The organism is Reyranella sp. GW821-FHT14A01 (assembly GCF_058803965.1).
The window spans coordinates 58,538-84,290 of sequence record NZ_JBXAPM010000015.1 but is presented as its reverse complement, the minus strand read 5'-3'; the positions used below and the strand labels follow the sequence as shown (position 1 = coordinate 84,290).

The 25,753-nt window shown below is 66.4% G+C and carries 28 protein-coding genes and 1 other RNA gene; 20 read left to right on the top strand and 9 right to left on the bottom strand.

The features are described from left to right. Positions 1-7: 7 nt before the first annotated feature. From ssrS to AC1ROX_RS24845, 3 genes are all read right to left on the bottom strand, one after another. Positions 8-163: non-coding RNA, 6S RNA (gene ssrS / locus AC1ROX_RS24855), on the bottom strand. 97 nt (positions 164-260) lie between these two features. Next, a complete protein-coding gene (locus AC1ROX_RS24850) occupies positions 261-593 on the bottom strand; it encodes a cell division protein ZapA (protein ID WP_493130262.1) in 333 nt (110 codons plus the stop codon). A gap of 121 nt (positions 594-714) precedes the next feature. Then, the gene (locus AC1ROX_RS24845; RefSeq protein ID WP_493130260.1) at positions 715-948 is read right to left on the bottom strand and encodes a hypothetical protein; all 234 of its coding nucleotides are present in this window, start codon (positions 946-948) and stop codon (positions 715-717) included. Between the two features lie 215 nt (positions 949-1,163). Between AC1ROX_RS24845 and tkt the strand changes: the two genes are divergently transcribed. Both tkt and gap read left to right on the top strand, forming a co-directional pair. Next, positions 1,164-3,152, top strand: coding sequence for a transketolase (tkt, locus tag AC1ROX_RS24840; RefSeq protein WP_493130258.1), 1,989 nt, complete (start codon positions 1,164-1,166; stop codon positions 3,150-3,152). 16 nt (positions 3,153-3,168) lie between these two features. Then, the gene (gene gap, locus AC1ROX_RS24835; protein ID WP_493130256.1) at positions 3,169-4,176 is read left to right on the top strand and encodes a type I glyceraldehyde-3-phosphate dehydrogenase; all 1,008 of its coding nucleotides are present in this window, start codon (positions 3,169-3,171) and stop codon (positions 4,174-4,176) included. Between the two features lie 135 nt (positions 4,177-4,311). On the opposite strand, the gene AC1ROX_RS24830 is transcribed toward gap, so the two are convergent. Beyond that, entirely contained in the window at positions 4,312-4,995 is a 684-nt protein-coding gene (locus AC1ROX_RS24830; protein WP_493130254.1) for a GntR family transcriptional regulator, read from the bottom strand. A 207-nt stretch (positions 4,996-5,202) separates the two neighbouring features. Between AC1ROX_RS24830 and AC1ROX_RS24825 the strand changes: the two genes are divergently transcribed. The 8 genes from AC1ROX_RS24825 to AC1ROX_RS24790 all read left to right on the top strand — a co-directional run bounded on the left by AC1ROX_RS24825 (position 5,203) and on the right by AC1ROX_RS24790 (position 11,858). Further along, positions 5,203-6,288: an ABC transporter ATP-binding protein gene (locus AC1ROX_RS24825; RefSeq protein WP_493130252.1), complete on the top strand. Its 1,086-nt coding sequence runs from the start codon at positions 5,203-5,205 to the stop codon at positions 6,286-6,288. 19 nt (positions 6,289-6,307) lie between these two features. Continuing rightward, positions 6,308-7,327: an extracellular solute-binding protein gene (locus AC1ROX_RS24820; RefSeq protein ID WP_493130250.1), complete on the top strand. Its 1,020-nt coding sequence runs from the start codon at positions 6,308-6,310 to the stop codon at positions 7,325-7,327. Positions 7,328-7,373: 46 nt separating this feature from the next. Then, positions 7,374-8,255 carry an ABC transporter permease gene (locus tag AC1ROX_RS24815; protein ID WP_493130248.1) on the top strand — a complete coding sequence of 294 codons (882 nt, stop codon included), beginning with the start codon at positions 7,374-7,376 and terminating at the stop codon, positions 8,253-8,255. Further along, positions 8,248-9,069: an ABC transporter permease gene (locus AC1ROX_RS24810; RefSeq protein WP_493130246.1), complete on the top strand. Its 822-nt coding sequence runs from the start codon at positions 8,248-8,250 to the stop codon at positions 9,067-9,069. Before AC1ROX_RS24815 ends, AC1ROX_RS24810 begins: the two co-directional genes overlap by 8 nt. 13 nt (positions 9,070-9,082) lie before the next feature. Beyond that, entirely contained in the window at positions 9,083-9,556 is a 474-nt protein-coding gene (locus AC1ROX_RS24805; RefSeq protein ID WP_493130244.1) for an ureidoglycolate lyase, read from the top strand. Between the two features lie 17 nt (positions 9,557-9,573). Beyond that, positions 9,574-10,500, top strand: a complete 927-nt coding sequence (locus tag AC1ROX_RS24800; protein ID WP_493130242.1) for a polysaccharide deacetylase family protein — start codon at positions 9,574-9,576, stop codon at positions 10,498-10,500. A gap of 105 nt (positions 10,501-10,605) precedes the next feature. Further along, the gene (locus AC1ROX_RS24795) at positions 10,606-10,938 is read left to right on the top strand and encodes a hypothetical protein (RefSeq protein WP_493130240.1); all 333 of its coding nucleotides are present in this window, start codon (positions 10,606-10,608) and stop codon (positions 10,936-10,938) included. Beyond that, complete coding sequence (locus AC1ROX_RS24790; RefSeq protein WP_493130238.1) at positions 10,935-11,858, top strand: allantoinase PuuE; 924 nt, start codon at positions 10,935-10,937, stop codon at positions 11,856-11,858. The genes AC1ROX_RS24795 and AC1ROX_RS24790 overlap by 4 nt, the downstream gene beginning before the upstream one ends. 3 nt (positions 11,859-11,861) lie before the next feature. Here AC1ROX_RS24790 and AC1ROX_RS24785 read toward each other — a convergent pair whose 3' ends face one another. Next, positions 11,862-13,166, bottom strand: coding sequence for an MFS transporter (locus tag AC1ROX_RS24785; protein WP_493130421.1), 1,305 nt, complete (start codon positions 13,164-13,166; stop codon positions 11,862-11,864). A gap of 200 nt (positions 13,167-13,366) precedes the next feature. On the opposite strand from AC1ROX_RS24785, the gene AC1ROX_RS24780 reads away from it, so the two are divergent. Next, positions 13,367-14,287 (top strand): class I fructose-bisphosphate aldolase, encoded by a 921-nt coding sequence (locus AC1ROX_RS24780; RefSeq protein ID WP_493130236.1) that lies wholly within the window; start codon positions 13,367-13,369, stop codon positions 14,285-14,287. A gap of 71 nt (positions 14,288-14,358) precedes the next feature. On the opposite strand, the gene AC1ROX_RS24775 is transcribed toward AC1ROX_RS24780, so the two are convergent. Then, entirely contained in the window at positions 14,359-15,141 is a 783-nt protein-coding gene (locus tag AC1ROX_RS24775) for a class I SAM-dependent methyltransferase (protein ID WP_493130234.1), read from the bottom strand. Positions 15,142-15,315: 174 nt separating this feature from the next. Between AC1ROX_RS24775 and AC1ROX_RS24770 the strand changes: the two genes are divergently transcribed. Next, positions 15,316-16,299, top strand: coding sequence for a Bug family tripartite tricarboxylate transporter substrate binding protein (locus AC1ROX_RS24770; protein ID WP_493130232.1), 984 nt, complete (start codon positions 15,316-15,318; stop codon positions 16,297-16,299). A gap of 20 nt (positions 16,300-16,319) precedes the next feature. Here AC1ROX_RS24770 and AC1ROX_RS24765 read toward each other — a convergent pair whose 3' ends face one another. Then, positions 16,320-17,054 carry a Crp/Fnr family transcriptional regulator gene (locus AC1ROX_RS24765; protein ID WP_493130230.1) on the bottom strand — a complete coding sequence of 245 codons (735 nt, stop codon included), beginning with the start codon at positions 17,052-17,054 and terminating at the stop codon, positions 16,320-16,322. 109 nt (positions 17,055-17,163) lie between these two features. Between AC1ROX_RS24765 and AC1ROX_RS24760 the strand changes: the two genes are divergently transcribed. Next, positions 17,164-17,550 carry a response regulator gene (locus AC1ROX_RS24760; RefSeq protein WP_493130228.1) on the top strand — a complete coding sequence of 129 codons (387 nt, stop codon included), beginning with the start codon at positions 17,164-17,166 and terminating at the stop codon, positions 17,548-17,550. A 1-nt stretch (position 17,551) separates the two neighbouring features. On the opposite strand, the gene AC1ROX_RS24755 is transcribed toward AC1ROX_RS24760, so the two are convergent. Beyond that, on the bottom strand, positions 17,552-18,586 hold the full coding sequence (locus tag AC1ROX_RS24755; protein ID WP_493130226.1) for an SGNH/GDSL hydrolase family protein: 1,035 nt from the start codon (positions 18,584-18,586) through the stop codon (positions 17,552-17,554). Between the two features lie 128 nt (positions 18,587-18,714). On the opposite strand from AC1ROX_RS24755, the gene thiE reads away from it, so the two are divergent. After that, positions 18,715-19,359: a thiamine phosphate synthase gene (gene thiE / locus AC1ROX_RS24750; RefSeq protein WP_493130224.1), complete on the top strand. Its 645-nt coding sequence runs from the start codon at positions 18,715-18,717 to the stop codon at positions 19,357-19,359. Here the strand turns inward: thiE and epmA are convergent. Next, complete coding sequence (epmA, locus tag AC1ROX_RS24745) at positions 19,339-20,334, bottom strand: EF-P lysine aminoacylase EpmA (RefSeq protein WP_493130222.1); 996 nt, start codon at positions 20,332-20,334, stop codon at positions 19,339-19,341. The genes thiE and epmA overlap by 21 nt on opposite strands. 41 nt (positions 20,335-20,375) lie before the next feature. Between epmA and AC1ROX_RS24740 the strand changes: the two genes are divergently transcribed. The 6 genes from AC1ROX_RS24740 to AC1ROX_RS24715 all read left to right on the top strand — a co-directional run bounded on the left by AC1ROX_RS24740 (position 20,376) and on the right by AC1ROX_RS24715 (position 25,720). Continuing rightward, a complete protein-coding gene (locus tag AC1ROX_RS24740; protein ID WP_493130220.1) occupies positions 20,376-20,732 on the top strand; it encodes an MmcQ/YjbR family DNA-binding protein in 357 nt (118 codons plus the stop codon). A 135-nt stretch (positions 20,733-20,867) separates the two neighbouring features. After that, a complete protein-coding gene (efp, locus tag AC1ROX_RS24735) occupies positions 20,868-21,437 on the top strand; it encodes an elongation factor P (protein WP_493130218.1) in 570 nt (189 codons plus the stop codon). Positions 21,438-21,509: 72 nt separating this feature from the next. Next, complete coding sequence (locus AC1ROX_RS24730) at positions 21,510-22,358, top strand: inositol monophosphatase family protein (protein ID WP_493130419.1); 849 nt, start codon at positions 21,510-21,512, stop codon at positions 22,356-22,358. Between the two features lie 87 nt (positions 22,359-22,445). Then, on the top strand, positions 22,446-23,333 hold the full coding sequence (locus AC1ROX_RS24725) for an OmpA family protein (protein ID WP_493130216.1): 888 nt from the start codon (positions 22,446-22,448) through the stop codon (positions 23,331-23,333). 36 nt (positions 23,334-23,369) lie between these two features. Continuing rightward, positions 23,370-24,515, top strand: coding sequence for a flagellar motor protein MotA (locus tag AC1ROX_RS24720; protein ID WP_493130214.1), 1,146 nt, complete (start codon positions 23,370-23,372; stop codon positions 24,513-24,515). Positions 24,516-24,520: 5 nt separating this feature from the next. Further along, a complete protein-coding gene (locus AC1ROX_RS24715; RefSeq protein ID WP_493130212.1) occupies positions 24,521-25,720 on the top strand; it encodes a peptidoglycan -binding protein in 1,200 nt (399 codons plus the stop codon). Positions 25,721-25,753 lie beyond the last annotated feature (33 nt).

The window sequence follows — 25,753 nt, the reverse complement described above, 5'->3', positions numbered from 1 at the left end:
TAAGTGGGGCGGCTCCACGATGGGCCGTGGCTCGAAGAACCTCCAAGGCCTGCAAAGCAGGTGGGCGTCGTGTAGCCAAGACCAGGGTCAAGGCCAGGAACAACTCCCAGGAGTTCTTATTGGCCCCGGGGTTTTTAGCGAACTACGCGCCGCGCAGAAATCCGCCCCGCGTCCAATGTAGGGACTCGGGGCGGTCGTCGCAATGAGAGGGAGCCGTACTGATGCAGATCCCTCGCGTTGCTCGGGATGTCAGGCACCGCCTACGCGGCGCCCGACACTTTCTTCGACATCTTGTCGACGCGCGCGGTGATCAGCTCCTCGAGCGCTGTGGCCAGCGTCTCGGCGCTGTCCGACGCTGTCGCACGGGCGCTCTCGGCCGCCTTGGCGACACCGCGGGCCTCACGACTTTCCTCGGCGAGCAATAGCGAGGCAAATACCAGAAGCTTGAACTCGGGCGTGCCGGGAAGCTGGCGACGGAGTTCCGTGACCTTCTCCTCGACATAGGCGGCCAGTTCCTGGACGCGTGCTTCCTCGCCTTCGCCACAAGCGAGATCGTAGCTACGACCGGCGATCAGAACCGAAACCTGCGGCATTTTCCGCTTCTCCTGTTTATTGCGCCTTATTCGGCGTTTGAGGGGACGTGCAGTTTGCCACGTCGCCTGCGGCGACGCACTCCCAGCCTTTGGACACGGCCTGGGGAGAAACGACGATTCGCTACGACTGGTCGGCAGCCAGCAGCGACCGGATATATTCCATGGCACGTTCGAGGCGGGCTTCGACCTCGGTCGCGACCCGCTTCAGCTCCTCGTGCTCGCCTTCGACCTTCGCGAGACGGGCCGCCAGTTCGTCGGAGCGCTCCCGTTCGACGCGCAGACGCTCGTCGACCATCGACTCGAGCCGGCTGAGCGCGCTGTCGACTCGGTCCGTTACGCTGGCTGCCTTGGACATCGTTCCCCCGACAGCGGATCGCCGTTGGTCACCCGGCTGAATCTGCTCCATCGCGAAAGGATAGGGGGTGTGCCTGTTAGCGGTCAACATCTTGACCCTGTGGAGGGCAAAGCCCCGCAATATGTTGGTTTTGCCCGCGTTTTTGCGCATTGACGCGTCAAGGGGTGGTCGTCATGTTGCGCGCCATTCGAAAAACCATATGGCATAAGCATAAAATGACCGATCAAACCGCTGCCTCGCGTGACATGGCGAACGCCATCCGGGCCTTGGCCATGGACGCCGTGCAGCTGGCAGATTCGGGTCATCCCGGCATGCCCATGGGCATGGCCGATGTGGCCACCGTCCTGTTCTCCAAGTTCCTGAAGTTCGACGCCTCGGAGCCCAACTGGCCCGACCGCGACCGCTTCATCCTGTCGGCCGGCCACGGCTCGATGCTGCTCTATTCGCTGCTGCATCTCACCGGCTACGCCGACATGACCCTCGACGAGCTGAAGAAGTTCCGCCAGCTCGGCGCCCGGACGGCAGGTCATCCCGAATACGGCCATGCGAGCGGCATCGAGACGACCACGGGTCCGCTGGGCCAGGGCCTCGGCAACTCGGTGGGCTTTGCGCTGGCCGAGCGCCTGCTGAGCGAGCGGTTCGGCCGCGACGTCGTCGACCATTTCACCTACGTGATCGCCGGCGACGGCTGCCTCATGGAAGGCGTCGGCCAGGAGGCCATCACCCTGGCCGGCCATCTCGGCCTCGGCCGCCTGATCGTGCTGTTCGACGACAACGGCATCTCGATCGACGGCCCGACCTCGCTGTCGACCTCGGAAGATCACAAGAAGCGCTTCGCCGCCGCCGGCTGGCACGTGCTCGCGGTCGACGGCCACGATGCCGAGGCCGTCACGCGCGCCATCCGCAAGGCGCGCAACGTCACCGACAAGCCCTCGCTGATCGCCTGCAAGACGGTGATCGGCTACGGCGCGCCGACCAAGGCCGGCACCGCCGCCACGCACGGCTCGCCGCTCGGCAAGGACGAGATCGCCGGCGCCCGCGCCAAGCTCGGCTGGAACCACGGCCCATTCGACATTCCCGAGGCGATCTTCTCCGCCTGGCGCAAGATCGGCGCGCGCGGCAAGTCGGCCCGCCGCAAGTGGAACAAGAACCTCGCCGCGATGGCCTCGGAGGATCGCGCCGAATTCGACCGCCGCCAGAAGGGCGACCTGCCGCCCGCCGTCGGCGAGGCGATCTCTGCCTTCAAGGGCAAGATCGCGGCCGAGAAGCCGTCCTGGGCCACCCGCAAGTCGAGCCAGGAAGCGCTCGAAGTCATCAACCCGGTGCTGCCCGACACGGTCGGCGGCTCGGCCGACCTGACCGGCTCGAACAACACCAAGACCGCCACCTTGAAGGGCGCCTCGCGGACTGATGCCACCGGCCGCTACATCTATTACGGCATCCGCGAGCACGCGATGGCCGCGGCGATGAACGGCATGGCGCTGCATGGCGGCATCATCCCCTACGGCGGCACCTTCATGGTGTTCACCGACTATTGCCGGCCGTCGATCCGCCTATCGGCGCTGATGGGCCTGCGGGTCATCTACGTGATGACCCACGATTCGATCGGCCTCGGCGAGGACGGTCCGACCCACCAGCCGGTCGAGCATCTCCCGGCCCTGCGCGCCATTCCCAACCTCCAGGTGCTGCGGCCCGCCGATGCCATCGAGACGGCGGAGTGCTGGCAGATCGCGCTGGAATCCAGGCACACGCCGAGCGTCATCGCGCTCACGCGCCAGAACGTGCCGACGGTGCGCGGTGCCGACGACGAGAACCTGTGCGCCAAGGGCGCCTACATCCTGGCCGGCGACGAGTCCGCGCCGATCCGCCTGATCGCCTCGGGCTCGGAAGTGCAGCTCGCCCTGGCCGCCCGCGATCTCCTGGCGCAGGAAGGCAAGGAGGCCGCCGTGGTCTCGATGCCGTCGTGGGAGTTGTTCGCAAGCCAGGACGACACATATCGAGCCAAGGTCATGGGCGGCGACGGCACGATCCGCGTCGCCTGCGAGGCGGCGACCGGCTTCGGCTGGGAACGCTGGCTCGGGGCCAAGGGCGCGTTCGTGGGCATGAAGGGCTTTGGCGCCTCGGCCAAGGCGACCGAGCTCTACAAGCATTTCGGCATCACGGCCGAAGCGATCGCGGAAGCGGCGCGCCGGCTGGCGCAATAACGGAGGGAAAAAGAAGATGGCTGTTCGTGTTGCAATCAACGGCTTCGGCCGCATCGGCCGCAATGTCATGCGCGCCATCATCGAATCGGGCCGCAAGGACATCGAGGTCGTGTCGATCAACGATCTCGGTCCGGTCGAGACCAATGCCCACCTCTTCCGCTTCGACTCCGTGCACGGCCGCTTCAACGGCGAAGTGAAGGTCGACGGCGACACGATCGACGTGGGCCGCGGCAAGATGAAGGTAACCGCCGAGCGCGATCCCTCCAAGCTGCCGCACAAGGAAATGGGCGTCGACATCGCGCTCGAGTGCACCGGCTTCTTCACCTCGAAGAAGGCGGCCTCGGCCCATCTCGAAGCCGGCGCCAAGCGCGTCCTGGTCTCCGCGCCGGCCGACGGCGCCGACCTGACGGTGGTCTACGGCGTCAACCACGACAAACTCACCAAGGACCATATCGTCGTCTCGAACGCCTCGTGCACGACGAACTGCCTGGCCCCGGTTGCCAAGGTCCTGCACGACGCGGTCGGCATCGACCACGGCTTCATGACCACGATCCACGCCTACACCGGCGACCAGCCGACGCTCGACACGATGCACAAGGACATGTACCGCGGCCGCGCCGCCGCGCTGTCGATGATCCCGACCTCCACGGGTGCTGCCAAGGCCGTCGGCCTCGTGCTGCCGGAACTGAACGGCAAGCTCGACGGCGTCTCGATCCGCGTGCCGACGCCGAACGTCTCGTGCATCGACTTCAAGTTCGTCGCCAAGCGCAAGACGGACAAGGAAGAGATCAACAAGGCCGTGAAGCTGGCCGCCGCCAACCAGCTCAAGGGCATCCTGGGCTGGACCGACCAGCCGAACGTCTCGATCGACTTCAACCATGACAGCCACTCGTCGACCTTCCACATGGACCAGACCAAGGTCATGGAAGGCACGCTTGTCCGCGTCATGAGCTGGTACGACAATGAATGGGGCTTCTCCAACCGCATGGCCGACACGGCCGTCGCGATGGGCAAGCTCGGCTGATCCCAGCTTCCGGCATCAAATCGAACGGGCGCCCCACGGGCGCCCGTTTTCGTTGCTGGAGCGCGCCACTCCAGTGGCGCTCATAGAATGCGTGCAACGAAAGAGACGAGCGCCACTGGAGTGGCGCGCTCCCAGCTATGAGTCTGCCTCGATGCCGCGGAAGGCGTCTTCCAGCGCGACCGGGCTGGGCGGCGGGCGCCAGTTGGATTGCCATTCGGCGAGGCCGACCAGATGGTCGAGCATCAGCTTCGCCGCCTTGCGGGCATCGCGCGCCAGCACGGCCTTCACGATGTCGGCATGGTCGTGCGGACCGGCGCAATTGTGAAAGCGCTCGGGGGCAGCCAGCGAGAAATGCATGGTCGAGCGCGTCAGCAGCCCGCGCAGCAGGCGCGTCAGTTGCTCGTTGCCCAGCAGCTCGGCCAGCAGCAGGTGGAAGTCGCCCGAGAGGCCGAACAGCCGGCCGCGATCGTCGTTGCGCAGCGCAGAGCGCTCCTCGGCGACGTGGGCGCGCAGCCGCTGCGCCGCCACGCTGTCGTGGCCTCTGCTGAGGCGCTGCACGATACCGGTCTCGAGCAGGGTGCGGACCTCGTAGATCTCGCGCACCTCCTGGATGGTGAGCGCCGGCACCAAGGTGCCGCGGTTCGGCACCGTCTCCAGCCAGCCCTCGTGCGCCAGGCGGTGAAGCGCCTTGCGCACCCTCTCGCGGCTCACCTTGAGCACGCGCGCCAGCGCCGGCTCGGCAAGCTTGGTGCCGGGCAGCAACCTGCCCATCAGTAGGGCACGACGGATCGCCTCGTACACGGCAAGGTCGGTCGCCACGTCGCCTTTGCGTGCGCGGGCAGCGGCGGTGCGGGAGGCTTTGGAGCGCGATCCCGTCATGTCAGGCGTGGTTGGATAATGTGCACATTCTGATTTCGTATGTGCACAAATCAGGCCAGTCGGGAAACGCTCTCCTCGGAAAAAGCGCGATTCCACGGGCATTTCACTTGGCACGCAGCTTGCGTCCTCTTCCTGTGAGGAGGAACGATGCAAACGACCCCGACGGGCCGCACGCTGGATGTCGAGGACCTCACGGTCCGCTACGGAACGTCGACCGCCGTCGACGGCGTGACGCTCGCCATCGAGCCCGGCGAGGTCGTCGCCCTGCTCGGCCCCTCGGGCTGCGGCAAGACCACCCTCCTGCGTGTCATCGCGGGTTTCGTGCGCCAGGCGGCCGGTCGCGTGCGCGTCGACGGCGCCGTTATCGACCACCTGCCGACCAACCAGCGCAACATCGGCATCGTCTTCCAGAACTACGCTCTCTTCCCGCACATGACGGTGGCGGAGAACGTGGCCTACGGCTTGCGCGCCCGCGGTGTGCGCGGCCCCGAGGTCGAGACCAAGGTCGCGCGCTTCCTCGAGACGGTGCAGCTCGGCGGCTTCAAGGAGCGCCTGCCCCGCCAGCTTTCGGGCGGCCAGCAGCAAAGGGTGGCGCTGGCACGGGCGCTCGCCATCGAACCCTCGATCCTGCTGCTCGACGAGCCCTTCGCCGCCCTAGACCGCAACCTCCGCCTCGACATGCAGATCGAGATCAAGCGCCTGCAACGGACGCTCGGCCTCACCACCATCCTGGTGACGCACGACCAGGACGAGGCGATGAGCGTCGCCGACCGCATCGCCGTCATGAACAAGGGCAGGGTCGAGCAGTTCGACACGCCGGTCGCGATCTACGACCAGCCGCAGACGCTGTTCGTGAACGGCTTCATCGGCACCACCAACCTGATGAACGGCAAGGTCGCTTCTCTGCAAAACGGCACCGCGACGGTCGCGCTGGATGCTGGCGCCAGTCTCACTTTGCCTGCGTCCGAGGGCCTCGGGATCGGCGCGCCCGTGCTGATGTCGGTGCGGCCCGAGCAGCTGGCTCTCTCCGCGGTTCCCGGTCCCGACGCATGGAAGGTCGAGCCGGGTCTCGCCCTGCCCATCGGCGCACAGCTCGTCCACGAGGCACGCACCGCCGATGGCGCGTTCCTCAAGATCATCGAACCGCGTCGCACGACCATGAGCGACGCGCCCCGCCTTTACTGCACGCTGGCCGCCGACGCGCGTCCCACCCTGTTCCCGCGTTCCACCTGACAACCACGGAGTCTCTTCCATGTTCAGTCGCAGACATCTGCTCGCCGGTGCGACCGCCCTCGGCGGCGCCTCTTTCCTTCCCTCGATCGCCCATGCGAAGGGCAGCGTTGCCGCCGCCATCTATCCCGGCAGCTGGGAGGAAGCCTTCCGCGCCATCGTGGCGCCGGCGCTGAAGAAGAAGGACAGCGTCGATCTCGAGCTGCAGCCGCTCTTCGCCGTCGACCAGGTCGCGAAGGCCAAGGCCGCGCGCGGTGCGCCGCCGTTCGACGCCTTCGTGCTCGATCCCGGCCCGCGCATCACCGCGATCCAGGACGGACTGTTCGACAAGTTCGATGCCAAGAAGATCAGCAACGCCTCCAAGCTGCCGGCCGGCCTGGTCGACGAATGGGGCGTCGGCGTCAACGCGCAGGTCGTGGGCATCGCCTACAATCCCAAGAAACTTCCCGCTCCCAAGGGCTGGAAGGATCTCTTCACCGATCCGTGGGTGTCGCGCCTCGGCCTGACGGGCTTCCAGACCACCTTCGGCACCGTGTCGCTGATCGAGATCGCCAAGGTGTTCGGCGGCTCGGAGACCAACATCGAGCCGGCGCTGGTCGAGCTGAAGAAGGTCCTGCCGAAGGTTGCCGCGGTCGGCCAGCCGGCCGCCATGCCCAGCCTGTTCCAGCAAGGCCAGTGCGACGTGATCTACACCAACACCCAGACCGTCGCGACGCTCAAGGGCCGCGGCGTCGACATCGAGTTCGTGAAGCCCGAGACGGGCGCCATCACCTTCCTGACGACCCTGCACATCGCCAAGGGCGCGACGGATGTCGAGAACGCCTACAAGTACATCGACATCGTCGCCGGCAAGGAAGTGCAGGAAGCACTCACCAAGCCGCCGTACAACTTCATCCCGGTGAACAAGGACGTCCCGCTCCCCGACTACCTGCCGATGAAGAACCTCGACGAGATGTCGACCTACATCCGTCACGACTGGGCGAAGATCAACCCGCTGCGCGCCGGCTGGATCGAGAAGTTCAACAAGGAAATGGCGAAGTGATCTTCGTTTTTGCCGGGGGCGCGCCACTCCAGTGGCGCGTCTTCTCATGATGCAAGAACGCGCCACTGGAGTGGCGCGCCCCCAGCGACGGCTGCCGTTTGCCGAGTGGCAGCTCGCGCTGCCGCTCGCGCTGGCCTTTGCATCGATCTTCCTGGCGCCGCTCCTCATGCTGGTCGGCGTCAGCTTCTTCAATGACGACAAGATCACGCAACCGGGCTTCGGCCAGTGGGCCAAGTTCCTCGGCGATCCCTTCAGCTACAAGGTGATCGCCGACACGATGCTGCTCGGCCTCAAGACGGTGTGCGCCACTATCGTGATCGGCTATCCGCTGGCGCTGATCTATCTCGATGCAGGACCGCGTCTGCAGAAGGTGCTGATCTTCATCATCGTCATGCCGCTGCTGCTCTCCGTGGTGGTTCGCACCTTCGCCTGGATCGTCGTGCTGGGCCGCGAGGGCGTGGTGAACACGCTGCTGATGCAGCTCGGCATCATCTCCGAGCCCTTGCGGCTGCTGCAGACCGAACTCGGCCTCGTGATCTCGCTGACCCAGATCGAGATGCCGCTGATGCTCCTGCCGCTGATCAGTGTGATGTCGCGGCTCGATCCCAATCTGCGCGACGCCTCGTCCGCCCTCGGCGCCTCGCGCTGGCGGACGCTGTTCAAGGTGATCGTGCCGCTCAGCATGCCGGGACTGGTCGCCGGTTGCCTGCTGGTATTCGCCAGCTCGACGACCGCCTTCATCTCGCAGACCGTGATCGGCGGCGTTCGCCTGATCTATCTGCCGCTGCTGATCTGGCAGCAGTCGCTGGTCGTCTTCAACTGGCCCTTCGCGGCCGTGGTGTCGCTCACGCTGCTCGTCTCGGTCCTGACCGTGGTGAGCGCGCTGTCCTATCTCGGCCGCCGCTCCGGAGGCTACGTCCATGGGTAGGCGCCGCAGCCTCGCCGACCTCTCCTACAGCCTCGTGGTAGGCACGCTGGCCACGCTGGCGCTGCTGATCATCGTGGCGCCGGTGGTGATCGTACTCACGACCTCCTTCACCGAGGGCCGCTCGCTCAAGTTCCCGCCGACCGGTTTCTCGCTGCAATGGTACGAGGCGCTGTTCGACGCCTCGAAGTCGCGCCAGATCCATCGCGCCGTCTACAATTCGCTCGAGGTCGCGGCCTGGTCGACCGGGTTCGGCATCCTGTTCGGCAGCATGGCGTCGCTGGGACTGGCACGCAGCCGCCACAAGCTCGCCCGCGCGGCCGACGGCCTCTTCATGTCGCCGCTGGTCCTGCCCGGCCTCACCTTCGGTCTGGCGGCGCTGATGTACTTCACCCTGATCGGCTTCCGGCCATCCATAAACCTGATCATCGCCGGCCACATGATCGTGACCGTGCCGTTCATCATTCGCACGACATCCGCCAGCATCTCGCAGCTCGATCCGGCGCTGAACGACTCCTCGCAGAGCCTGGGCGCCAGCTGGTTCTACACCTTGCGCCGCGTGACCCTGCCGCTGATTGCGCCCGGCATCTTCGCCGGCGCGTTCCTCGCTTTCATGGCGTCGATCGACAACGTCCCGGTGTCGCTGTTCCTGTCGACGGCGCGCACCGACATGCTGCCCATCCGCATGTGGGGCATGATGGAAGCCACGCTCGACCCGCGCATCGCCGCGGTATCCGGCGTATTGATCGCCGCGGCCTTCCTGTTGATGCTGATCATGGAATGGACGGTGGGATTGACCCGCCGCATGCGCGACTGACGAGGACCCGCCAATGGAACTGATCCCCCAGCCCCTCACGAAAGAAGCCTTCGCCCCCTTCGGCGACGTGATCGACGTGCCCGACGCTGCCGGCCGCACCTACTACGAGGACGCGCTGGGCAACCTGCGCCCGACCGCGCATGCCAGCCTCTCGGTCAGCATGAAGGCCGAGACGGCCGACCGGCCGCTGCGCAGCGACTATATGGAGCGCCACGAATTCTCCTCCCAGACCTTCGTTCCCCTCGACGTCGAGCGCTGGCTGATCGTCGTGGCGCCGCATGCCGCCGCGGGCGGTCCCGACGTGAGTGGCATGAAAGCCTTCGTCGCCACCGGCAAGCAGGGCGTCACCTATCGGCCGGACACCTGGCATCACGGCCTCACCGTGCTCGACCGGCCGGGCCGCTTCGCCGTCTTCATGTGGCGCGACGGCGGCAAGGGCGACGAGGAGTTCGTCCCGGTGCCGCCCTTCACAGTCAGCATTCCCTAAAGTCCTGCCGGAGTTTCATGATGCCCTACGAGGTCCGCCGCGATTTCATCGGCTACGGCGCCAATCCGCCCGATCCGAAATGGCCCGGCGGGGCGCGCATCGCCGTGAACTTCGTCATGAACTATGAGGAAGGCTCCGAGCCTTCCATCCAGGACGGCGAGGGCCATACCGAGATCGGCTTGAGCGATGCCGCCGGCATGGGCCAGTCGATCCAGGGCCGCGACCTCGCCGCCGAGGGTCTGTTCGAATATGGCAGCCGGGTCGGCTTCTGGCGGCTGATGCGTCTCTTCCAGGAACGCGGCCTGCCGATGACGATCTTCGGCTGCGGGCTCGCCATGGAGCGCAATCCCGAGGCCTCGGCGGCCATCGCCAAGTCGGGATTCGACGTCTGCTCGCATGGCTGGCGCTGGATCAAGCATTACGAGCTAGACGAGGCAACCGAGCGCGAGCACATCCGCAAGGCGATCGCGGCCATCCAGAAGATGACCGGCGAGCGGCCGCTCGGCTGGTACTGCCGCTATGGACCCGGCGTGAACACGCGCCGCCTCGTCGTCGAGGAAGGCGGCTTCCTCTACGACAGCGACTATTACGGCGAGGAGCTTCCCTTCTGGCTGACCGTCGACGGCAAGCCGCAACTGGTCGTGCCCTACTCCGTCACCAACAATGACGGCCAGTTCGGCGCCTCGATCGGCACGTCGGACCAATGGTTCTCTTTCGTGCGCGACGCCTTCGACATGCTTTATCGCGAGGGCGCGACGCATCCCAAGATGATGTCGATCGGCCTGCACATGCGCCTGATCGGCCATCCCGCGCGCGCCGTCGGCCTGCGGCGCCTGCTCGACCATATCCAGAAGCACGAAGGCGTCTGGGTGACTCGCCGCCTCGACATCGCGCGCCACTGGATCAAGACCCATCCCTATCCGGGCAAGGGCCTCAATGAGTGACAAAGGCTGCAGGGCCTTTGTCATCCCGAGCGCAGCGAGGGATCTTTGAGGCCACAGGAAAGGTCCCTCGCTACGCTCGGGATGACACCGTGTATTGTGGCAACCATGGACCACTCGGTGATCCTGGTACGCGACTGGAAGCAGACCGAAGCCGCGCTGCTGACCGCGCGCGCCTCGGGCACGGCGCCTGTCCTGCTGACGCCCGAGAATGCCGCCGCGATCTACGGCGCAGGTTATCTCGGCGCGCTGCAGGCGCGTGCGCGTGAGGAATTCCCCGACGTGGCCTTCACACTGATCGTCGATTGCGGCGACACGCCGGGCTACGCGCTCGCCTGCCTGCGTGCCGGCGTGCGCACGATCTCGATGGCCGAACACAATGAGAAGATTGCCGACATCGCCCGTCAGATGGGCGCCGAACTGGTAAGGAGACCTGCATGAGTTGGGAACCGACACGCGACTTCACGGGCTACGGCGCCAATCCGCCCGATCCGAAATGGCCCGGCGGCGCCCGCATCGCCATCAACTTCGTCGTGAACTACGAGGAAGGCTCTGAACCTTCCGTGCAGGACGGCGAGGGCTACACCGAAACAGGCCTCACCGAATCGAGCACCTCCTCGCAGGGGCTGAAGGGTCGCGATCTCGCCGGCGAAGGCATGTTCGAGTATGGCAGTCGCGTCGGTTTCTGGCGCATTCATCGCGCCTTCCAGGAGCGCGGCCTGCCCCTCACCGTGTTCGGCTGCGCGCTGGCGCTGGAACGCAACCGCCCCGCCGCGGACGCGATCAAGGCGGCCGGCTGGGACGTCTGCTGCCACGGCTGGCGCTGGGTGCGCCACTTCCAGCTTTCCGAGGCCGAGGAGCGCGAGCACATCCAGAAGGCCATCAAGTCGCTGGAGCAGACGGTCGGCGAGCGCCCGGCGGGCTGGTACTGCCGCTATGGACCCAGCGTGAACACGCGCCGCCTGCTGATCGAGGAAGGCGGCTTCACCTACGACAGCGATTACTACGGCGAGGAGTTGCCCTTCTGGCAGACGGTCGAGGGCAAGCCGCACCTCATCATCCCCTATTCGCTGACCAACAATGACGGCAAGTATGCCGCCGGCATGGTCCACGCCGACCAGTGGTTCGGCCTGGTGAAGGACGCGTTCGACGTCCTCTACAAGGAGGGCTCGACCCAGCCCAAGATGATGTCGGTCGGCCTGCACCAGCGCCTGATCGGCCATCCCGCGCGCATGGCAGGCCTCTGGCGTTTCCTCGACTATGTCCAGAAGCAGCAGGGCGTCTGGGTCACCAAGCGCCTGGACATCGCCAAGCACTGGATCGCGACCCATCCGTACCCCGGTAAAGGTCTCAACGAGTAGGCTTCAGACTTTGGCGCGCCCGGCAACCATGCGGACCTTGCCGGGCGACGCGAACCAGATCGAAATCGCGCCCAACGCACTGAAGCCCAGCGCCACGGCGAAGGCGATGCGATAGGCGCCTTCGTAATCGTACAGCACGCCGGTGATCCACGGCCCGGCGGCGCCGCCTGCCAGCAGCGAGACCATGATGATGCTGAAGATCGAGCCGAAGTGCGGGCCCTCGAAGATCTCGGCCACCACCGATCCCATCAGGCTGGTGAAGGAATAGCCCAGCACGCCCTGCGACAGGACCATGAGGTAGAGCAGCGGCTGCGACGGGCCGGCGCCCAGCGCCAGGAGCGCCGCGTAGCAGATCACGAAGCCCGTCCCCGCGATCGTCCAGACGATCTCGCGGCCGATACGATCCGACAGGGCGCCCAGCAGGATCTGGCCCGGGATGCCCACCATCGCCACGAGGCCCAGCGCCCAAGCCGCCTGCATCGGGCTGAAGCCGGTCTCGACCAGGTACTTGGTTTGGTGGACCTGCACGGCGTACCAGGCATAGCCCGTGCTGAAGAAGCCGATGCAGAGCCACCAGAAGCGTCCCGTGCGGACGGCTCGGGCAACCGTCCATTCGATCGCCACCCATTTCGGATCGACGATGGAAGCCGCCCGGCGCGCCGCGGCCGCGCCTGCTTCCTTCGCGCCGTCGGGCAGTAGACCCATATCCTGCGGCCGCTTGGTCACGAACAGGTTGATCGGCAGCAGCACGAACAGGGTCATCAGGCCGAGCGCCCAGCAGGCGCTGCGCCAGCCGTCCTTCAGGATGATGGTCTGCAGCCAGGGCAGGATCAGGATGGCACCCACGCCGACACCGGAGAAGGCCAGCCCAGTCGCCAGCGCGCGGCGGCGCACGAACCAGTTGGGCAGATACTGCGACTGCACGGAGAAGCTCATGCAGTTCGCCCCCGCACCGACCAGCACCCCAAGCGTCGCGTAGAGCTGCCACGGCTCGCTGATCACCGTGGCGCTGAGCAGGCCGGCCGCCGTCAGGACGACGCCGATCTCGATCACGAAACGAGGCCCGCGCCGGTCCATCGTCCGGCCGACGACGGGGCTGATCACGGCCGACACCAGGAAGCCGAAGGAGAAGGCGCCCGCCGCCAGGCCGCGGTCCCAGCCGAATTCGTCGACGATGGGCGGGAACATCAGCGAGAAGGCCGTGCGGGTGGTGACGCTCACCGCGACGGTGAGGAAGGCGATCAGGATGATGACCCAGCCGAAGAAGAACGGCAGGCGCGCCGCGAACGACGTGGGCCGCGCGGGCATTTGAGGAGACGGCACCGATTCTTCCTTATCCGTTTCGCCAGTCGCATTGTGGCCTGAAGGGGTACCCAGCCTGTCCATAGCTCCGCCCCGCGGTCAATGACGTGGCAGGTAGTCGGAACCGCCGGGGCTTGAACCGGCCCTCCGGCACCGCTATCACCGGCTCCGTTTCCCCTTGAATGAACTGATTTGGGAGCTGGCCCGTGAAGATCACCCGTACCGTCAAGAAGATCCTCGACAACTACGAGAGCGATTGCCCCGGCACCAAGGCCAACCTGGCCCGCATCCTGATGCACGGCCGCCTGGGCGGCACGGGCAAGATGGTGATCCTCCCGGTCGACCAGGGCTTCGAGCACGGCCCGGCCCGCTCCTTCGCGCCGAACCCGGACGCCTACGATCCGCACTATCATTACCAGCTGGCCATCGACGCCGGCCTGAACGCCTATGCCGCGCCGCTGGGCCCGCTCGAGGCCGGCGCCGACACCTTCGCCGGCGCCATCCCGACGATCCTCAAGTGCAACTCGGCCAACTCGCTGTCGACCAACAAGGACCAGGCCGTGACGGCCACCGTGGCCGACGCGCTGCGCCTCGGCTGCTCGGCGATCGGCTTCACGATCTATCCGGGCGCCGAAGACCAGTACGAGATGATGGAAGAAATTCGTGAGCTGTCGGCGGAAGCGAAGGCGTTCGGCCTCGCCGTCGTCATGTGGTCCTATCCGCGCGGCGGCAAGCTCGACAAGGCCGGCGAGACGGCGATGGACGTCTGCGCCTACGCCGCCCACATCGCGGCCCTGCTCGGCGCCCACATCATCAAGGTGAAGCCGCCGACCAACGTGCTGTGGCAGCCCGAGGCGAAGGCCGCCTACGAGAAGGCCAATGTCGACATCTCGACGATGGCCGCGCGCATCAAGCACGTGATGCAGGCGACCTTCAACGGCCGCCGCATCGTCGTCTTCTCGGGCGGTGAGTCGAAGGACCTCGAGGGCCTGTTCACCGAGATCCGCGGCCTGCGCGACGGCGGCGCCAACGGCTCGATCATCGGCCGCAACACCTTCCAGCGCCCGCGCGCCGAGGCGATCGACATGCTCGACAAGATCATCAGCATCTACCAGGGCAAGATGTAAGGACGGCCGTCAACCGATGCACACGAAGGGCGCTGGGCAACCAGCGCCCTTTTTGTTTGAGGCGGCAACGTTCAAGGCTTGGCGGGTATCTTTCGCGCGACCACTGTGTACAGCCACCTGGGCCGGCCGGAAAAAAGCTGGCGATGCCAGGTTATGGTTGAGTGCGCAAATCCGAGGATTGACAGATATTCCCGAACGAGGCGCGGCGGCAGCTTCCACCATGTCCCCCAATCCTCGGGCCGCCGATGATTGCCTTGGAACCTCGGCGCCGTCAGAAAGCGCCCAAAGCGGCCGTGCGGTGCGACATCGGTGACGATCACAGCCTCACGCGCCAATCGGGCGCCATTCTGCAGAGCCAGGAATGGATCGCGCAGATGCAAGAGAATGCTTCCGAAGACAGCTATGTCCACTGGCCCGATCGAGACGGGAATATCGTAAACAGTCCCATACGCGACCCGGGCTCTCGAGTTGAACGCTCCATGGGCAAGCCAGTAGCCGTTGTTGATCAATCTCATGTGTCTTCGACGCTCATTGTCGGTCTTGAGGCTGTCGGCAACCGAGAACGGAATAATGTCCCAAGGCCAATCCTCCGACAGGTCGTAGGAGACGACGTCCCCGCCCAGCTTCTCCATATGGAAACTCAAGAAGCCCGAGGCTGCGCCCACATCCAATACGCGCTTGCCCCTGAAGTCGTGCTGTCCAAGGTACTGTCGAATACCCGACCTCAAATCCCACTCTCCTGAGACGGCACCGTGACCGGGGATATCCATGGAGTGATAGAAATAGCATTCCGAGATGCTATCGACGGCACGCGTTTCAGCGAAAGGTGTCGTGGCAATGGGTGCAATCGTCATCCGGTGACTTTAGTACCGCGATCAGCGTCGTGCGAGATGCTCCGCTGAAGAGCTGCCAGAGAAGCTCGGCCTTCGCGATGCGATAGAAGCAGAGGAAGGCCGTGGTTCTCCGCAATCGCTTCCTCTACGCTGCCGGAAAGCAGGCGAAACGACCTGCTTCCGGAGGAAACATAAATGCGCCTGACACGCCGCGCCGCGCTTGGCGGCCTCTTGTCCACGCCGCCCGCTTTGGCCGCGGCGCCCGCAATCGCGCAGTCGCGCGATTGGCCCAACCGACGGCTTCGGCTTCTCGTTCCCAGTGCGGCCGGCGGCTACGAGGTCTACGCCCGCATCCTGGCGCCGCGACTCGCCGAATTGCTGGGACAGCCCGTGGTGGTCGACAACAAGCCCGGCGCCAACGGCATCATCGGCATGCAGGAGGTCCAGCGCAGCCCGCCCGACGGCTACACCTTCATGTTCGCCCATATCGGCGCCATCTCCATCGGCAGCAGCATCTATCCCAACATGCCGCTCGATCCGGTGGACGACCTGGCGTCGATCTCGGTGGCCGTCACCTCGCCGCTGGTCTGGGTGGTGACGCCGTCGCTGCCCTTCAAGTCGATGCCGGAGTTCATCGCCAAGGCGAAGGCCGAGCCCGGCCAGTGGCGCTACGGCCTGCCCGCGTCCGGCAGCATCCCGCACCTGGTCGCCGAGGACACGAAGATCCGCCACAAGCTCGACATGCCCGCCGTGCCCTATCGCAGCACGCCGCAATCGCTGATGGCGGTGATCAGCGGCGAAGTGCCGATCACGGTCGACAGTCTCGGCGCCAGCGCCGGCCACATCGCCGGCGGCAAGCTGCGCGCGCTGGCCGTCACTTCGAAGGAGCGTTCGGAGAAGCTGCCCGACGTGCCGACCATGATGGAACTCGGCCTCGATCCGCGCGAATGGGTGGCCTGGTACGCCTTCATGGCGCCCAAGGGCACGCCGGACGATGTCATCCAGAGACTGAACACGGTGATCAACCAGGCGCTGCAGGAAGAGGCCATTGCGACCAAGATCCGCGAGCTGGGCGCCTCGCCGCGCATCACGACACCGGCCGAGACGCTCGCCTTCATCACGCAGGAGCGCGCCGATTTCGGCGCCATCGCCAGGGCTGGCAAGATTCGCGTCGAATAGGCCGGGCGAAGTTCGGCTCGTCAGTCGACCGGATAGATTCCGTGCAGGACCGCGTCGAAATGGTCCTCGATCGCCGTGGTGCAGCTGCAGGATTTCTTCCGGAGCGCGGCGGCGTCGTTCACCTTGAAGACGCCGCGGCGCGTCTCGATGACGCCCTGCTCGCGAAACTCACGGACCACGCGCGTGACGAAGGTGCGTCCCGCGCCCAGCATCTCCGCCAGCTGGTCCTGCGTCATCTGGAATTCCGAACCGTTCGTGCGCGCCATTGCCGCCAGCAGCCACTTCGCCGTCCGCTGGCTGATCGTATGAGAGGCATTGCAGGCGGCCGTCTGGAACACCTGGGCCAGCAGGCAATCGGAGTAGCGCGAGAACCAGTGGCGCAGCGCGATGGACTCGAGCTTGGCCGTCTCCAGTGCCGCAGTCTTGATGCGTAGAAATCGTCCGGCGGCGCGGACCTGCGAGGCGGCGAAGGCCGGAAGCCTTCCATTGGACACGATCCCGCCGACCGCACCCTCGCGCCCGACCAGCGCGACTTCGATACTGGAACCACTTTCCTCGACCCACACACAAAAGCTTGCCATCGCAGAGCCGCACGGGAACCATGTCTGCAACACGTCTTCTCCGGCCTTCTGAAGAACGTCCTTTGCCTGCAGATCCACAATCACCATGTGCGGCGCCAGCCGCCGGCGATCCTCCTCCTTCAGGATAGCGAGGAGAGCGTTGCCAAGAAGATCCTCCGCGGTAGGCGCAGTCATCGATCGTATCTCCGGACGAGGTCATGCGGATTGTCGACTTGTGGACCGACGCGCTTCGTCAGCCATGGTACCGAACGCACCGCTTGCGCGAGGAGAGGATCATAGCGAAGTGAGTGCGTCGCTCGACGCAAAATCCGTCCTGGTGATCGAAGATCAGTTCCTGATCGCCATGGATACCGAGCAGGCCTTGCGCAAATCGGGCGCCGTCGATGTGCGCCTGGCGTCCTCCGTGCGCGACGCGCTCCAGATGCTGACGGGTTTCGTGCCCGATGCCGCCGTCCTGGATTTCGTCCTGGGCGACGGCACGGCTGCCGATGTCGCGGGAACGCTGACCGACTTGCAGGTCCCGTTCGTGTTTGCGACCGGCTACGACGACAACGTGGCGATCCCGGCGCCCTACAGGCACGTTCCCATCGTGCGAAAGCCATTCAGCGTCGAGGAGCTGGTATCCCGGCTCAACCTGGCTGTGGGGATGGCCACCAGGGAGATCTGTTGATCTAGAGCAGGCCGTTGTCGCGGACGTACTTTGCGATCTCTCGGGAGATGAGCTCGTGGGCGGCCCGGTTCGGATGGCCATCGCCCACGATGTACAGATTGGCGCCCTTGGCCTTCTCGCGCTGGAAGGCCTCGGTGAGGTCGAGTAGCCGGATGTCGCCGACGATGCGCTGCAGGGCTTTGGGGGCGGAGTAGTAGTTCGTCGGCAGATAGACCACGAGCAGCTCGGCGCCCATCTCGTCCGTCAGCCGTTCCATCTCGCGCAGCAGGAACGCCAGCGCCTCTTCCTTCTTCTCGTCGCTCGGCGTGCTGTAGGCGGCGCGGCCATATTCGATGCGGCCGCGGATCACGTCGATGCCATGCGACAGCCATGTCAGCGGATCGAGGAAGTCGCCCGCGAGGTGGCGCTGGAATCGGCGCACGCCGTCGCTGCTGGGCGGCGCGATCGACGGTTCGCCGGCCCCGTTCCAGGCGACGTGCGAGGCGCTGAAGCAGAACGGATAATAGGATGGCAGGCACGGCATCACGTTGCGCTCGAAATGATGCGCGATGATGCCGTAGACGACGAGCTTCGGAGCGAGGTCGCTGTTGCGGCGCAGGATCTGCAGCGACTGGGTCGTGCCGTAAGCCGCCATCGCGAAGTTCGAGACGGTGGCGTCGAGTTCGCGCGCCAGATGCCGGGCGTAGGTGTCCTGGTTGGGCAGCGCATAGCCCCAGGTGAACGAGTCGCCGATCGCCAGCACGTCGACGCGTTCCGGGCTGCGCTGTCCCGGCCCATCGACCCGTGCACCGCGGTCGTCGGTATAGATGTCGAAGGCGAAGGGCTGGCGGTCGGCAACGGCGGGGTAGATGCGCTTCGCGTGCGAGCTGGGATTGGCCCTCGCGCCTATCTCGGGGTCGAACACCAGAAGGCCGTCGCCTTCCGACATCAGCGGGATGCGCGGAACCGTCAGGTAACTGGCGACGGCTATGCCGGCAAGGAGGCTGACGGCGGTCGACACCAATACGAGAAGAACGGTCTTCCTGACTTTGCTCATGATTCCCGGCGAGAAGGCTCTTGCCAGTTAGCCGGACTGCCGCGCGAAGACAACGGCGGCATTTTCGCCTTCCTACCCCTCGACGGGGCGCCGGCTTCCGCATACACCACACCAAAATCAGGCATCCCGTGACCCGTCTCTATCTCATCTCCCCCGCCCGCATCGAGCATCCCGCGCTCTTCGCCGACGAGCTGCGCGCCGCCCTCGACGGCGGCGACGTCGCGGCCTTCCAGCTGCGGCTGAAGGACGTGCCCGACGAGGCGATCATCCGCGCCGCCGACACGCTGCGGCCGATCTGCCAGCAGCGCGGCGTGGCCCTGATCATGAACGACCGCCCCGACCTCGCGGTGAAGCTCGATTGCGACGGCGTCCATGTCGGCCAGGACGACATGCCCTACGCCGAGGCACGCCGCATCGTCGGCCCCGACCGCCAGGTCGGCGTCACCTGCAAGGACTCGCGGCATCTCGCCATGGAAGCGGCCGAGGCCGGCGCCGACTACGTGGCCTTCGGGGCGTTCTTTTCCTCCACCACCAAGCAGGTCACGACGCCTGCCGATATCGAGATCCTCCAATGGTGGAGCGAGATCATGGAAGTGCCCTGCGTGGCGATCGGCGGCATCACCGTCGAGAACTGCCAGCCCCTGATCGCGGCCGGCGCCGATTTCCTGGCGGTGGCCGGCGGCGTCTGGGATTACAAGGACGGCCCGGAAGCCGCGGTCCGCGCCTTCAACGAACTCTTCGCCGCGCACGGCTCAGCGGACGGGCAGCCATAGCACGTCCTCGATATGGCGCGCGCCGCTCGCCAGCATGACCAACCGGTCGAAGCCGAGCGCGATGCCGGAGCAGTCCGGCAGGCCGTGGTCCAGTGCGGCCAGGAAATCGTCGTCGACCGGCCAGCGCACGCCGTAGAGTTCGTCCTTCAGGTCCATGTCCGCCACCAGACGCTGCCGCTGGATGGCCGGATCGGTCAGTTCGCCGAAGGCATTGGCCAGTTCGACGCCGCAGACATAGAGCTCGAAACGCTCCGCCACCCGTGGATCGCCGGGCTTGGCGCGGGCCAGCGCCGCCATGGAGATCGGGTATTCGCAGAGGATCGTCGGGCGGCCCATGCCGAGCCGCGATTCGATCTTCTCGAACATGATGCGGAAGAAGACGTCTTCCCAACTGTCGCCGGCATGCATGGCGATGCCCGACGCGCCGGACAGCGCCTCGGCATTGCCGATGGTCGCGAACAGGTCGACGCCGGCGTAGCGCACGAAGGCCTCCGCCACCGTCAGCCGCTCCGGTTCGGCCCTGGGGTCGCAGACATGGCCGGACCAGCGCAGCTCATCGACGCCGGTCGCGGCCAGCAGCGCCTTGCAATCGGCCATGATCGTCTCGTAGCCCGTGCCGGCGCGGTACCATTCCAGCATCGTGAATTCGGGATGATGCAGGGCCGAGCCCTCGGCGTTGCGGAACACGCGCGCGAACTGGAAGATCTTCGGCAGTCCGCCGGCCAGAAGCTTCTTCATCGCGAATTCGGGCGAGCTGTGCAGCCAGCGCTCGTGGCTCTCGCCGTCGGGCAGCTCCCATTCGGTGGCAAAGCCGGTGAGATGGACCTCGGCGCCGGGCGCGGCCTGCAGGATCGGCGTCTCCACCTCGACGAAGCCTTCGGTGGCGAACCACTGCCGCATCGCGGCCTGGACGCGGGCACGCATCTGCAGGTGCGGCAGGCGCCGGGCAAGCCTGTCGGGACGCCATGCGGTCATGCCCGACCATCGCACGCGAATCGCGCGACGTGTAGGCTGTCATGATGACGCCCAAGCAGATCGACGCCTACTGCCGGAAACTGCCCGCCACGACGCGAACCGTGCAATGGGAAGGCGTCACCGTCTTCAAGGTCGGCGGCAAGATGTTCTGCCTGATCGGCCCTCCCGGCCATTCCGTTGCCCGCCTCTGCTTCAAGTGTCCGCCCGAGCATTTCGAGGCGCTCTCGCATGCCGAGGGCTTCAGACCGGCGCCCTACCTTGCCCGCGCGAAATGGGTCGCCCTCGAGGAGCCGTCGGTCCTGACACCGGCCGAGACGCGGGCCTACCTGAAGCAGGCGCACGCCGTCATCGCGGCTGCCCTGCCGAAGAGGAAACAGGCCGAATTGGGCCTGAAATAGCCCCAAAACGCCCCGGGCCGCCCGGTTGCGACCCCGCGCTGCCTTTGATAGAAGGCCCGCGCCGGCCTCGTCCCGCTCGCTGCGGGAGAGGCCGAATTCCATTCATCCGAGACAGCGGTAGGGCCGGGTAACTCCATGAAAGTCCAAGTCAATTCCATCCGAGCCGGCAACGTCATCGAGTACAACGGCAAGCTCTGGGTCGCCTCCAAGGTGCAGCATATCAGCCCCGGCAAGGGCGGCGCGTTCGTGGCCATCGAGGCCAAGGCGCTGCGCGAGGGCAACAAGCTGCAGGAACGCTTCCGCTCGGGCGAGACCATCGAGCGCGTCCATATCGACGAGCGCGAGTGCACCTACCTGTTCAAGGACGAGAACGGCTTCACGTTCATGGACAAGGAAAACTTCGAGCAGCTCGTGGTCGGCGCCGACGTCCTGGACGAGGACCAGTCGCGCTGGCTGCAGGACGGCATGGAAGTGACCGTATCGCTCTATGAAGGCGCGCCGGTCGGCGCCGAGCTGCCCAAGACCGTCGTTCTCGCCGTCACCGAGGCCGACGCCGTGGTGAAGGGCCAGACCGCCTCCTCGTCCTACAAGCCGGCCATCGTCGAGGGCGGCATCCGCGTGATGGTGCCGCCGCATATCGGCGTCGGCACGCGGCTGGTGATCAACACCGAAGAGGGCACTTACATGGAACGCGCCAAGGATTAGGCGCGCACCGTGGCCCTCCCCACCAACCGTCCCCCGCGAGAGACCCCGGTCGCCCGCGTCGGCCGCGCCCCGATGGGCGAGGGCCGCGAACGCTCGGGACCGCCCGAGCGGAAGTCGCTGGCGCAGCGCTCGGCCACCGTCACCGTGATGATCCGTGCCGCCTTTGCCGCCGCCAAGAATCTCAAGCGCGACTTCGGCGAGGTCGAGCATCTGCAGGTTTCCGAGAAGGGTCCGGGCGACTTCGTCAGCCACGCCGACATCAAGGCCGAGCGCACCCTGCGCGCCGAGCTGTCGCGCGTCCGTCCCGACTACGGCTTCCTCGGCGAGGAAGGCGGCGAGACCAAGGGCGACGGCCGCAACCGCTGGATCGTCGATCCGCTCGACGGCACGACCAACTTCCTGCACGGCGTCCCGCACTTCGCCATCTCGATCGCGCTGGAGCGCGAGAAGGAGATCATCGCCGGCGTCATCTACCAGCCGATCTCCGACGAGCTGTTCTGGGCCGAGAAGGGCAACGGCGCCTATATCGACACGCCGAACGCCCGCTCGCGCCGGCTGCGCGTGTCGGGCCGCAAGGAGCCGGCCCGCGCGCTGGTCGGCACCGGCATGCCTCATGTCGGCAAGGGCAACCACGCGGCCTATCACGCCAAGCTGGCCGCCGTGACCGAACGCACGGCCGGCGTCCGCCGCTGGGGCGCCGCGGCGCTCGACCTCGCCTTCGTGGCGGCCGGCCGCTACGACGCCTTCTTCGAGTTTGGCCTGGCGCCGTGGGACGTCGCAGCGGGCATCCTGATGGTGCGCGAGGCCGGCGGCCTCATCGGCGACATCGCGGGGCAGCCCTACGAACTCGGCGGTCCGTCGATCCTCGCCAGCAACTTCGGCCTGCGCGATTCGATGGTCGAGATTCTGTCCAAGGCCTGATCTCTGCTGCATTGCCGCAAGCGGTTGAGCGCTGATCGACCATTCGTTATGGTCGATCCGCCAAATCCCTTGGAAAGGCAATCGGTTATGCCCCCCTCTTCGGCCGCTGCACGCAGCCTTGCCTTCGCCGTGATCGGCGTCGGCGCGGCGTCGTTCGCGGCCCATGGGCAGAACGTCACCGCCTTCAATCCCTATACCGGCACCGGCCTGCAGGGCGGGCCGATCCCGCAATACGTGGCGCCGGACGCCGCCGCGACCGCAAATGCCAATCCGACGGCCGGGCCGGCTTTCAATCCCTGGTCGCCTCGCGGCCAGAGCCCGGCGGCCCAACCCAATGCCGGACCGCCCGTCGTGGCCTCCGTGCAGACTCCGGGCGCGACCCTGCCGTCTCCTCCTCCGGGACCGATCAAGAGCCGTATCGTGGCCGTCCCCGAGCTGACGACGAACCGCAAGCCCCGCGATGTACCGGCTCCCGTGACCATCGCGCCGGCCCCCGTCGCCAAGCCCGCGCCCAAGCCGGAGGCCCCTCCGGTTGCCGTTCCTGTTCCAGTGCCGCCGCCACCGGCATCCGCTGCAAAACCTGCCATGGCGGCAGCCCCTCCGCCCCCACCTCCTGCTGCCCCGCAAACCCAGATGGCGGCGATCGCGCCGGCGCCATCGCCACCGCCCGCTGCGCCAGCGCGCAGCGCCGTGGCCGTGACGGTGGCATTCACCGCCCGATCGACCGAACTTTCGGATGCGTCCAAGGCCGAACTCGACCGCCTCGCCAAGGACATCACCGAACGCACGCTGCGCCAGGTCGAGCTGCGGACCGTCGCCGACAATGGCGATCCGGACAGCCGCAAGATCTCGCTGGCGCGCGCGCTGATCGTGCGGAACTACCTGATGGACAAGGGCGTGCGGTCCAAGATCGAGATCGCCGCCATCGTGGGCGATGGCGGCGAACGGGTGGAAATCCTGGTGCCCAAGACATGAGTTCCCGCAAGCGCCACCCAGGCATCGGATGACCGCATGAGCAATCCGCTTCCGTATCTCGTCCGCATGTTGCTGTTCCTGGCGATCGTGATCTGCATCGCCTACCTGCTGCACCATGACCTGCTGCGCGTGTTCATGAACACGCCGATCCTCAACAGCGTGATCGTGGGCGTCCTCCTGGTCGGCATCTTCTTCGTGATGCGCCAGGTCCTCTCGCTGTGGCCCGAGGTGCGCTGGCTGCGACGCTTCCAGCATCGCGAGCCCGGGGCGCCCGTACTCGACACGGGCTCGATCGAGCTGATGGCGCCGATGGCCGCCATGATGGGCGACCGCCAGGACAATTTCCGCCTGTCGCCGACGGCGACGCGCGCCATGCTCGACGGCATCGCCAGCCGCCTCGACGAGCGGCGCGAACTCAGCCGCTACATGATCGGCCTGCTGATCTTCCTCGGCCTGCTCGGCACCTTCTGGGGCCTGCTCGAGACGATCGGCGCCGTCGCCGACGCCATCGTCGGCATGCAGGTCACGGGCGGCGACGCCGTGCAGATCTTCGCCAAGCTGAAGCAGGGCATCGAGGGACCGCTCAAGGGCATGTCCACGGCCTTCGGCGCCTCGCTGTTCGGCCTCTCCGGCTCGCTCGTGCTGGGCTTCCTCGAGCTGCAGGCCAGCCAGGCACAGGGCCGGTTCCATACCGAACTCGAGGAATGGCTGGCCGGCGCCACGCGCCTGTCCAGCGGCACCCTGCAGGCCGAAGGCGAACAGGGCGTCTCGGCCTATGTCGAAGCCCTGCTGGAGCGTACGGCCGACGGTCTCGACGACCTCACGCGCACGCTCCGCCGCAGTGAAGAGGGCCGCGAACAGGCAGCCGTCGCCAATGCCACCCTGGTCGAGCGCCTGTCGTCGCTGACCGAGAGCATGCGCTCGCAGCAGGCGCTGCTGGCGCGGCTCGCCGAACAGTCGATCGAGCTGCGCGGCACCGTCGCGCGCCTGACCGAACGCAAACCGGAGACCGACAGCGAGGCGCTGCTGGCGCACCAGCGCAATCTCGAAGCCGGCCTTGCCCGCCTGATCGATGAGAGCGTGCGCAGCCGCACGGCGCTGGCCGACGAGCTGCGCGGCGAGTTCCGTCTGCTGGCCCGCACCATCGCGTCGACGCGCGGCGCGACGCCCGGCGACGACTGATCGCCATGGCAGCCGCATCCCGTCGCCGAGGAGGAGGCTCAGCCGATTATACCTGGCCGGGTTACGTCGACGCGCTGACGACCCTGCTGATGGTGCTGATCTTCCTGCTGTCGCTGTTCAGCGTGGCGCAGTTCACGCTGACCGATACGCTGAGCAACCGCGACAACGCCATCGACGCCCTCAACAAGCAGCTCGGCAGCCTCGCCAGCGTGCTGTCGCTCGAGAAGGCGGCAAGCGACAACCTGAAGCAGGACCTCGAGAAGCTCACCTTGCAGCTTCGCAGCAACCAGGCCGAGCGCGATCGCCTGGGCGCCGATCTCGCCGCCCAGCGCACCGCTTCCGACGCGCTGAAGATCGAGCGCGACCAGCTCACCGAGCGCCTGACCTCGATGATGGCGGAACGCGAGCGTCTCGCCGCCTCGCTCGAAAGCTCCAACAAGGAAGCCGCCGCCAAGGCCGGCGATCTTCAGAAGGAGATCGAGCGCCAGCGGCTGGAGCTCACCCGCCTCGCCGCCTCGCTGGCCGCCGCCAACCAGGACAAGGGCAAGCTGTTCGGCGATCTCACGGAGGAGCAGAAGCTCAGCGCCGAGCAGAAGGCCGCCGTCGTGCGCCTCACCGCCGAGCTGTCCGCCCTCAAGGGCGAGCTGGCCCGCCTCAGCACCGTGCTCGACGCCGCCGATGCCAAGGCCAAGGAGCAGCAGGCGCAGATCGTCGACCTCGGCCAGAAGCTCAACCGGGCGCTCGCCAGCAAGGTCGAGGAGCTGGCGCGCTACCGCTCCGAGTTCTTCGGCAAGCTACGCGAAGCGCTGAGCGGGCAGCAGGACATCCAGATCGTGGGCGACCGCTTCGTCTTCCAGTCGGAAGTGCTCTTCGCCTCCGGCTCGGCCAAGCTCCAGGAGAGCGGCGAGAAGCAGCTCGCCAACGTCGCCCAGCGCCTGGTCGAGCTCTCCGCCGGCATTCCCAAGGACGTCAACTGGGTGATCCAAGTCGACGGCCACACCGACAACAAGCCGATCGCCAGCGCACAGTTCCCGTCGAACTGGGAGCTGTCGGCGGCCCGCGCCATCGCCGTGGTCAAGTTCCTCCACAGCGAGGGCATCCCGAACGATCGCCTCGTGGCGGCCGGCTACGGCCAGTACCAGCCGCTGTCCTCCACCGACACCGCCCGCAACCGCCGCATCGAGCTCAAGCTGACGAACCGGTAGTCTCATTGGAGCGCGCCACTCCAGTGGCGCTCA

What these genes read in the sequence shown, in the direction of transcription:
- AC1ROX_RS24850 (WP_493130262.1), bottom strand. Translation starts at nt 593, where the DNA reads ATGCCGCAGGTTTCGGTTCTGATCGCCGGTCGTAGCTACGATCTCGCT.
- AC1ROX_RS24845 (WP_493130260.1), bottom strand. Translation starts at nt 948, where the DNA reads ATGTCCAAGGCAGCCAGCGTAACGGACCGAGTCGACAGCGCGCTCAGC.
- tkt (WP_493130258.1), top strand. Translation starts at nt 1,164, where the DNA reads ATGACCGATCAAACCGCTGCCTCGCGTGACATGGCGAACGCCATCCGG.
- gap (WP_493130256.1), top strand. Translation starts at nt 3,169, where the DNA reads ATGGCTGTTCGTGTTGCAATCAACGGCTTCGGCCGCATCGGCCGCAAT.
- AC1ROX_RS24825 (WP_493130252.1), top strand. Translation starts at nt 5,203, where the DNA reads ATGCAAACGACCCCGACGGGCCGCACGCTGGATGTCGAGGACCTCACG.
- AC1ROX_RS24820 (WP_493130250.1), top strand. Translation starts at nt 6,308, where the DNA reads ATGTTCAGTCGCAGACATCTGCTCGCCGGTGCGACCGCCCTCGGCGGC.
- AC1ROX_RS24815 (WP_493130248.1), top strand. Translation starts at nt 7,374, where the DNA reads ATGATGCAAGAACGCGCCACTGGAGTGGCGCGCCCCCAGCGACGGCTG.
- AC1ROX_RS24810 (WP_493130246.1), top strand. Translation starts at nt 8,248, where the DNA reads ATGGGTAGGCGCCGCAGCCTCGCCGACCTCTCCTACAGCCTCGTGGTA.
- AC1ROX_RS24805 (WP_493130244.1), top strand. Translation starts at nt 9,083, where the DNA reads ATGGAACTGATCCCCCAGCCCCTCACGAAAGAAGCCTTCGCCCCCTTC.
- AC1ROX_RS24800 (WP_493130242.1), top strand. Translation starts at nt 9,574, where the DNA reads ATGATGCCCTACGAGGTCCGCCGCGATTTCATCGGCTACGGCGCCAAT.
- AC1ROX_RS24795 (WP_493130240.1), top strand. Translation starts at nt 10,606, where the DNA reads ATGGACCACTCGGTGATCCTGGTACGCGACTGGAAGCAGACCGAAGCC.
- AC1ROX_RS24790 (WP_493130238.1), top strand. Translation starts at nt 10,935, where the DNA reads ATGAGTTGGGAACCGACACGCGACTTCACGGGCTACGGCGCCAATCCG.
- AC1ROX_RS24785 (WP_493130421.1), bottom strand. Translation starts at nt 13,166, where the DNA reads ATGCCCGCGCGGCCCACGTCGTTCGCGGCGCGCCTGCCGTTCTTCTTC.
- AC1ROX_RS24775 (WP_493130234.1), bottom strand. Translation starts at nt 15,141, where the DNA reads ATGACGATTGCACCCATTGCCACGACACCTTTCGCTGAAACGCGTGCC.
- AC1ROX_RS24770 (WP_493130232.1), top strand. Translation starts at nt 15,316, where the DNA reads ATGCGCCTGACACGCCGCGCCGCGCTTGGCGGCCTCTTGTCCACGCCG.
- AC1ROX_RS24765 (WP_493130230.1), bottom strand. Translation starts at nt 17,054, where the DNA reads ATGACTGCGCCTACCGCGGAGGATCTTCTTGGCAACGCTCTCCTCGCT.
- AC1ROX_RS24755 (WP_493130226.1), bottom strand. Translation starts at nt 18,586, where the DNA reads ATGAGCAAAGTCAGGAAGACCGTTCTTCTCGTATTGGTGTCGACCGCC.
- epmA (WP_493130222.1), bottom strand. Translation starts at nt 20,334, where the DNA reads ATGACCGCATGGCGTCCCGACAGGCTTGCCCGGCGCCTGCCGCACCTG.
- AC1ROX_RS24740 (WP_493130220.1), top strand. Translation starts at nt 20,376, where the DNA reads ATGATGACGCCCAAGCAGATCGACGCCTACTGCCGGAAACTGCCCGCC.
- efp (WP_493130218.1), top strand. Translation starts at nt 20,868, where the DNA reads ATGAAAGTCCAAGTCAATTCCATCCGAGCCGGCAACGTCATCGAGTAC.
- AC1ROX_RS24730 (WP_493130419.1), top strand. Translation starts at nt 21,510, where the DNA reads ATGGGCGAGGGCCGCGAACGCTCGGGACCGCCCGAGCGGAAGTCGCTG.
- AC1ROX_RS24725 (WP_493130216.1), top strand. Translation starts at nt 22,446, where the DNA reads ATGCCCCCCTCTTCGGCCGCTGCACGCAGCCTTGCCTTCGCCGTGATC.
- AC1ROX_RS24720 (WP_493130214.1), top strand. Translation starts at nt 23,370, where the DNA reads ATGAGCAATCCGCTTCCGTATCTCGTCCGCATGTTGCTGTTCCTGGCG.
- AC1ROX_RS24715 (WP_493130212.1), top strand. Translation starts at nt 24,521, where the DNA reads ATGGCAGCCGCATCCCGTCGCCGAGGAGGAGGCTCAGCCGATTATACC.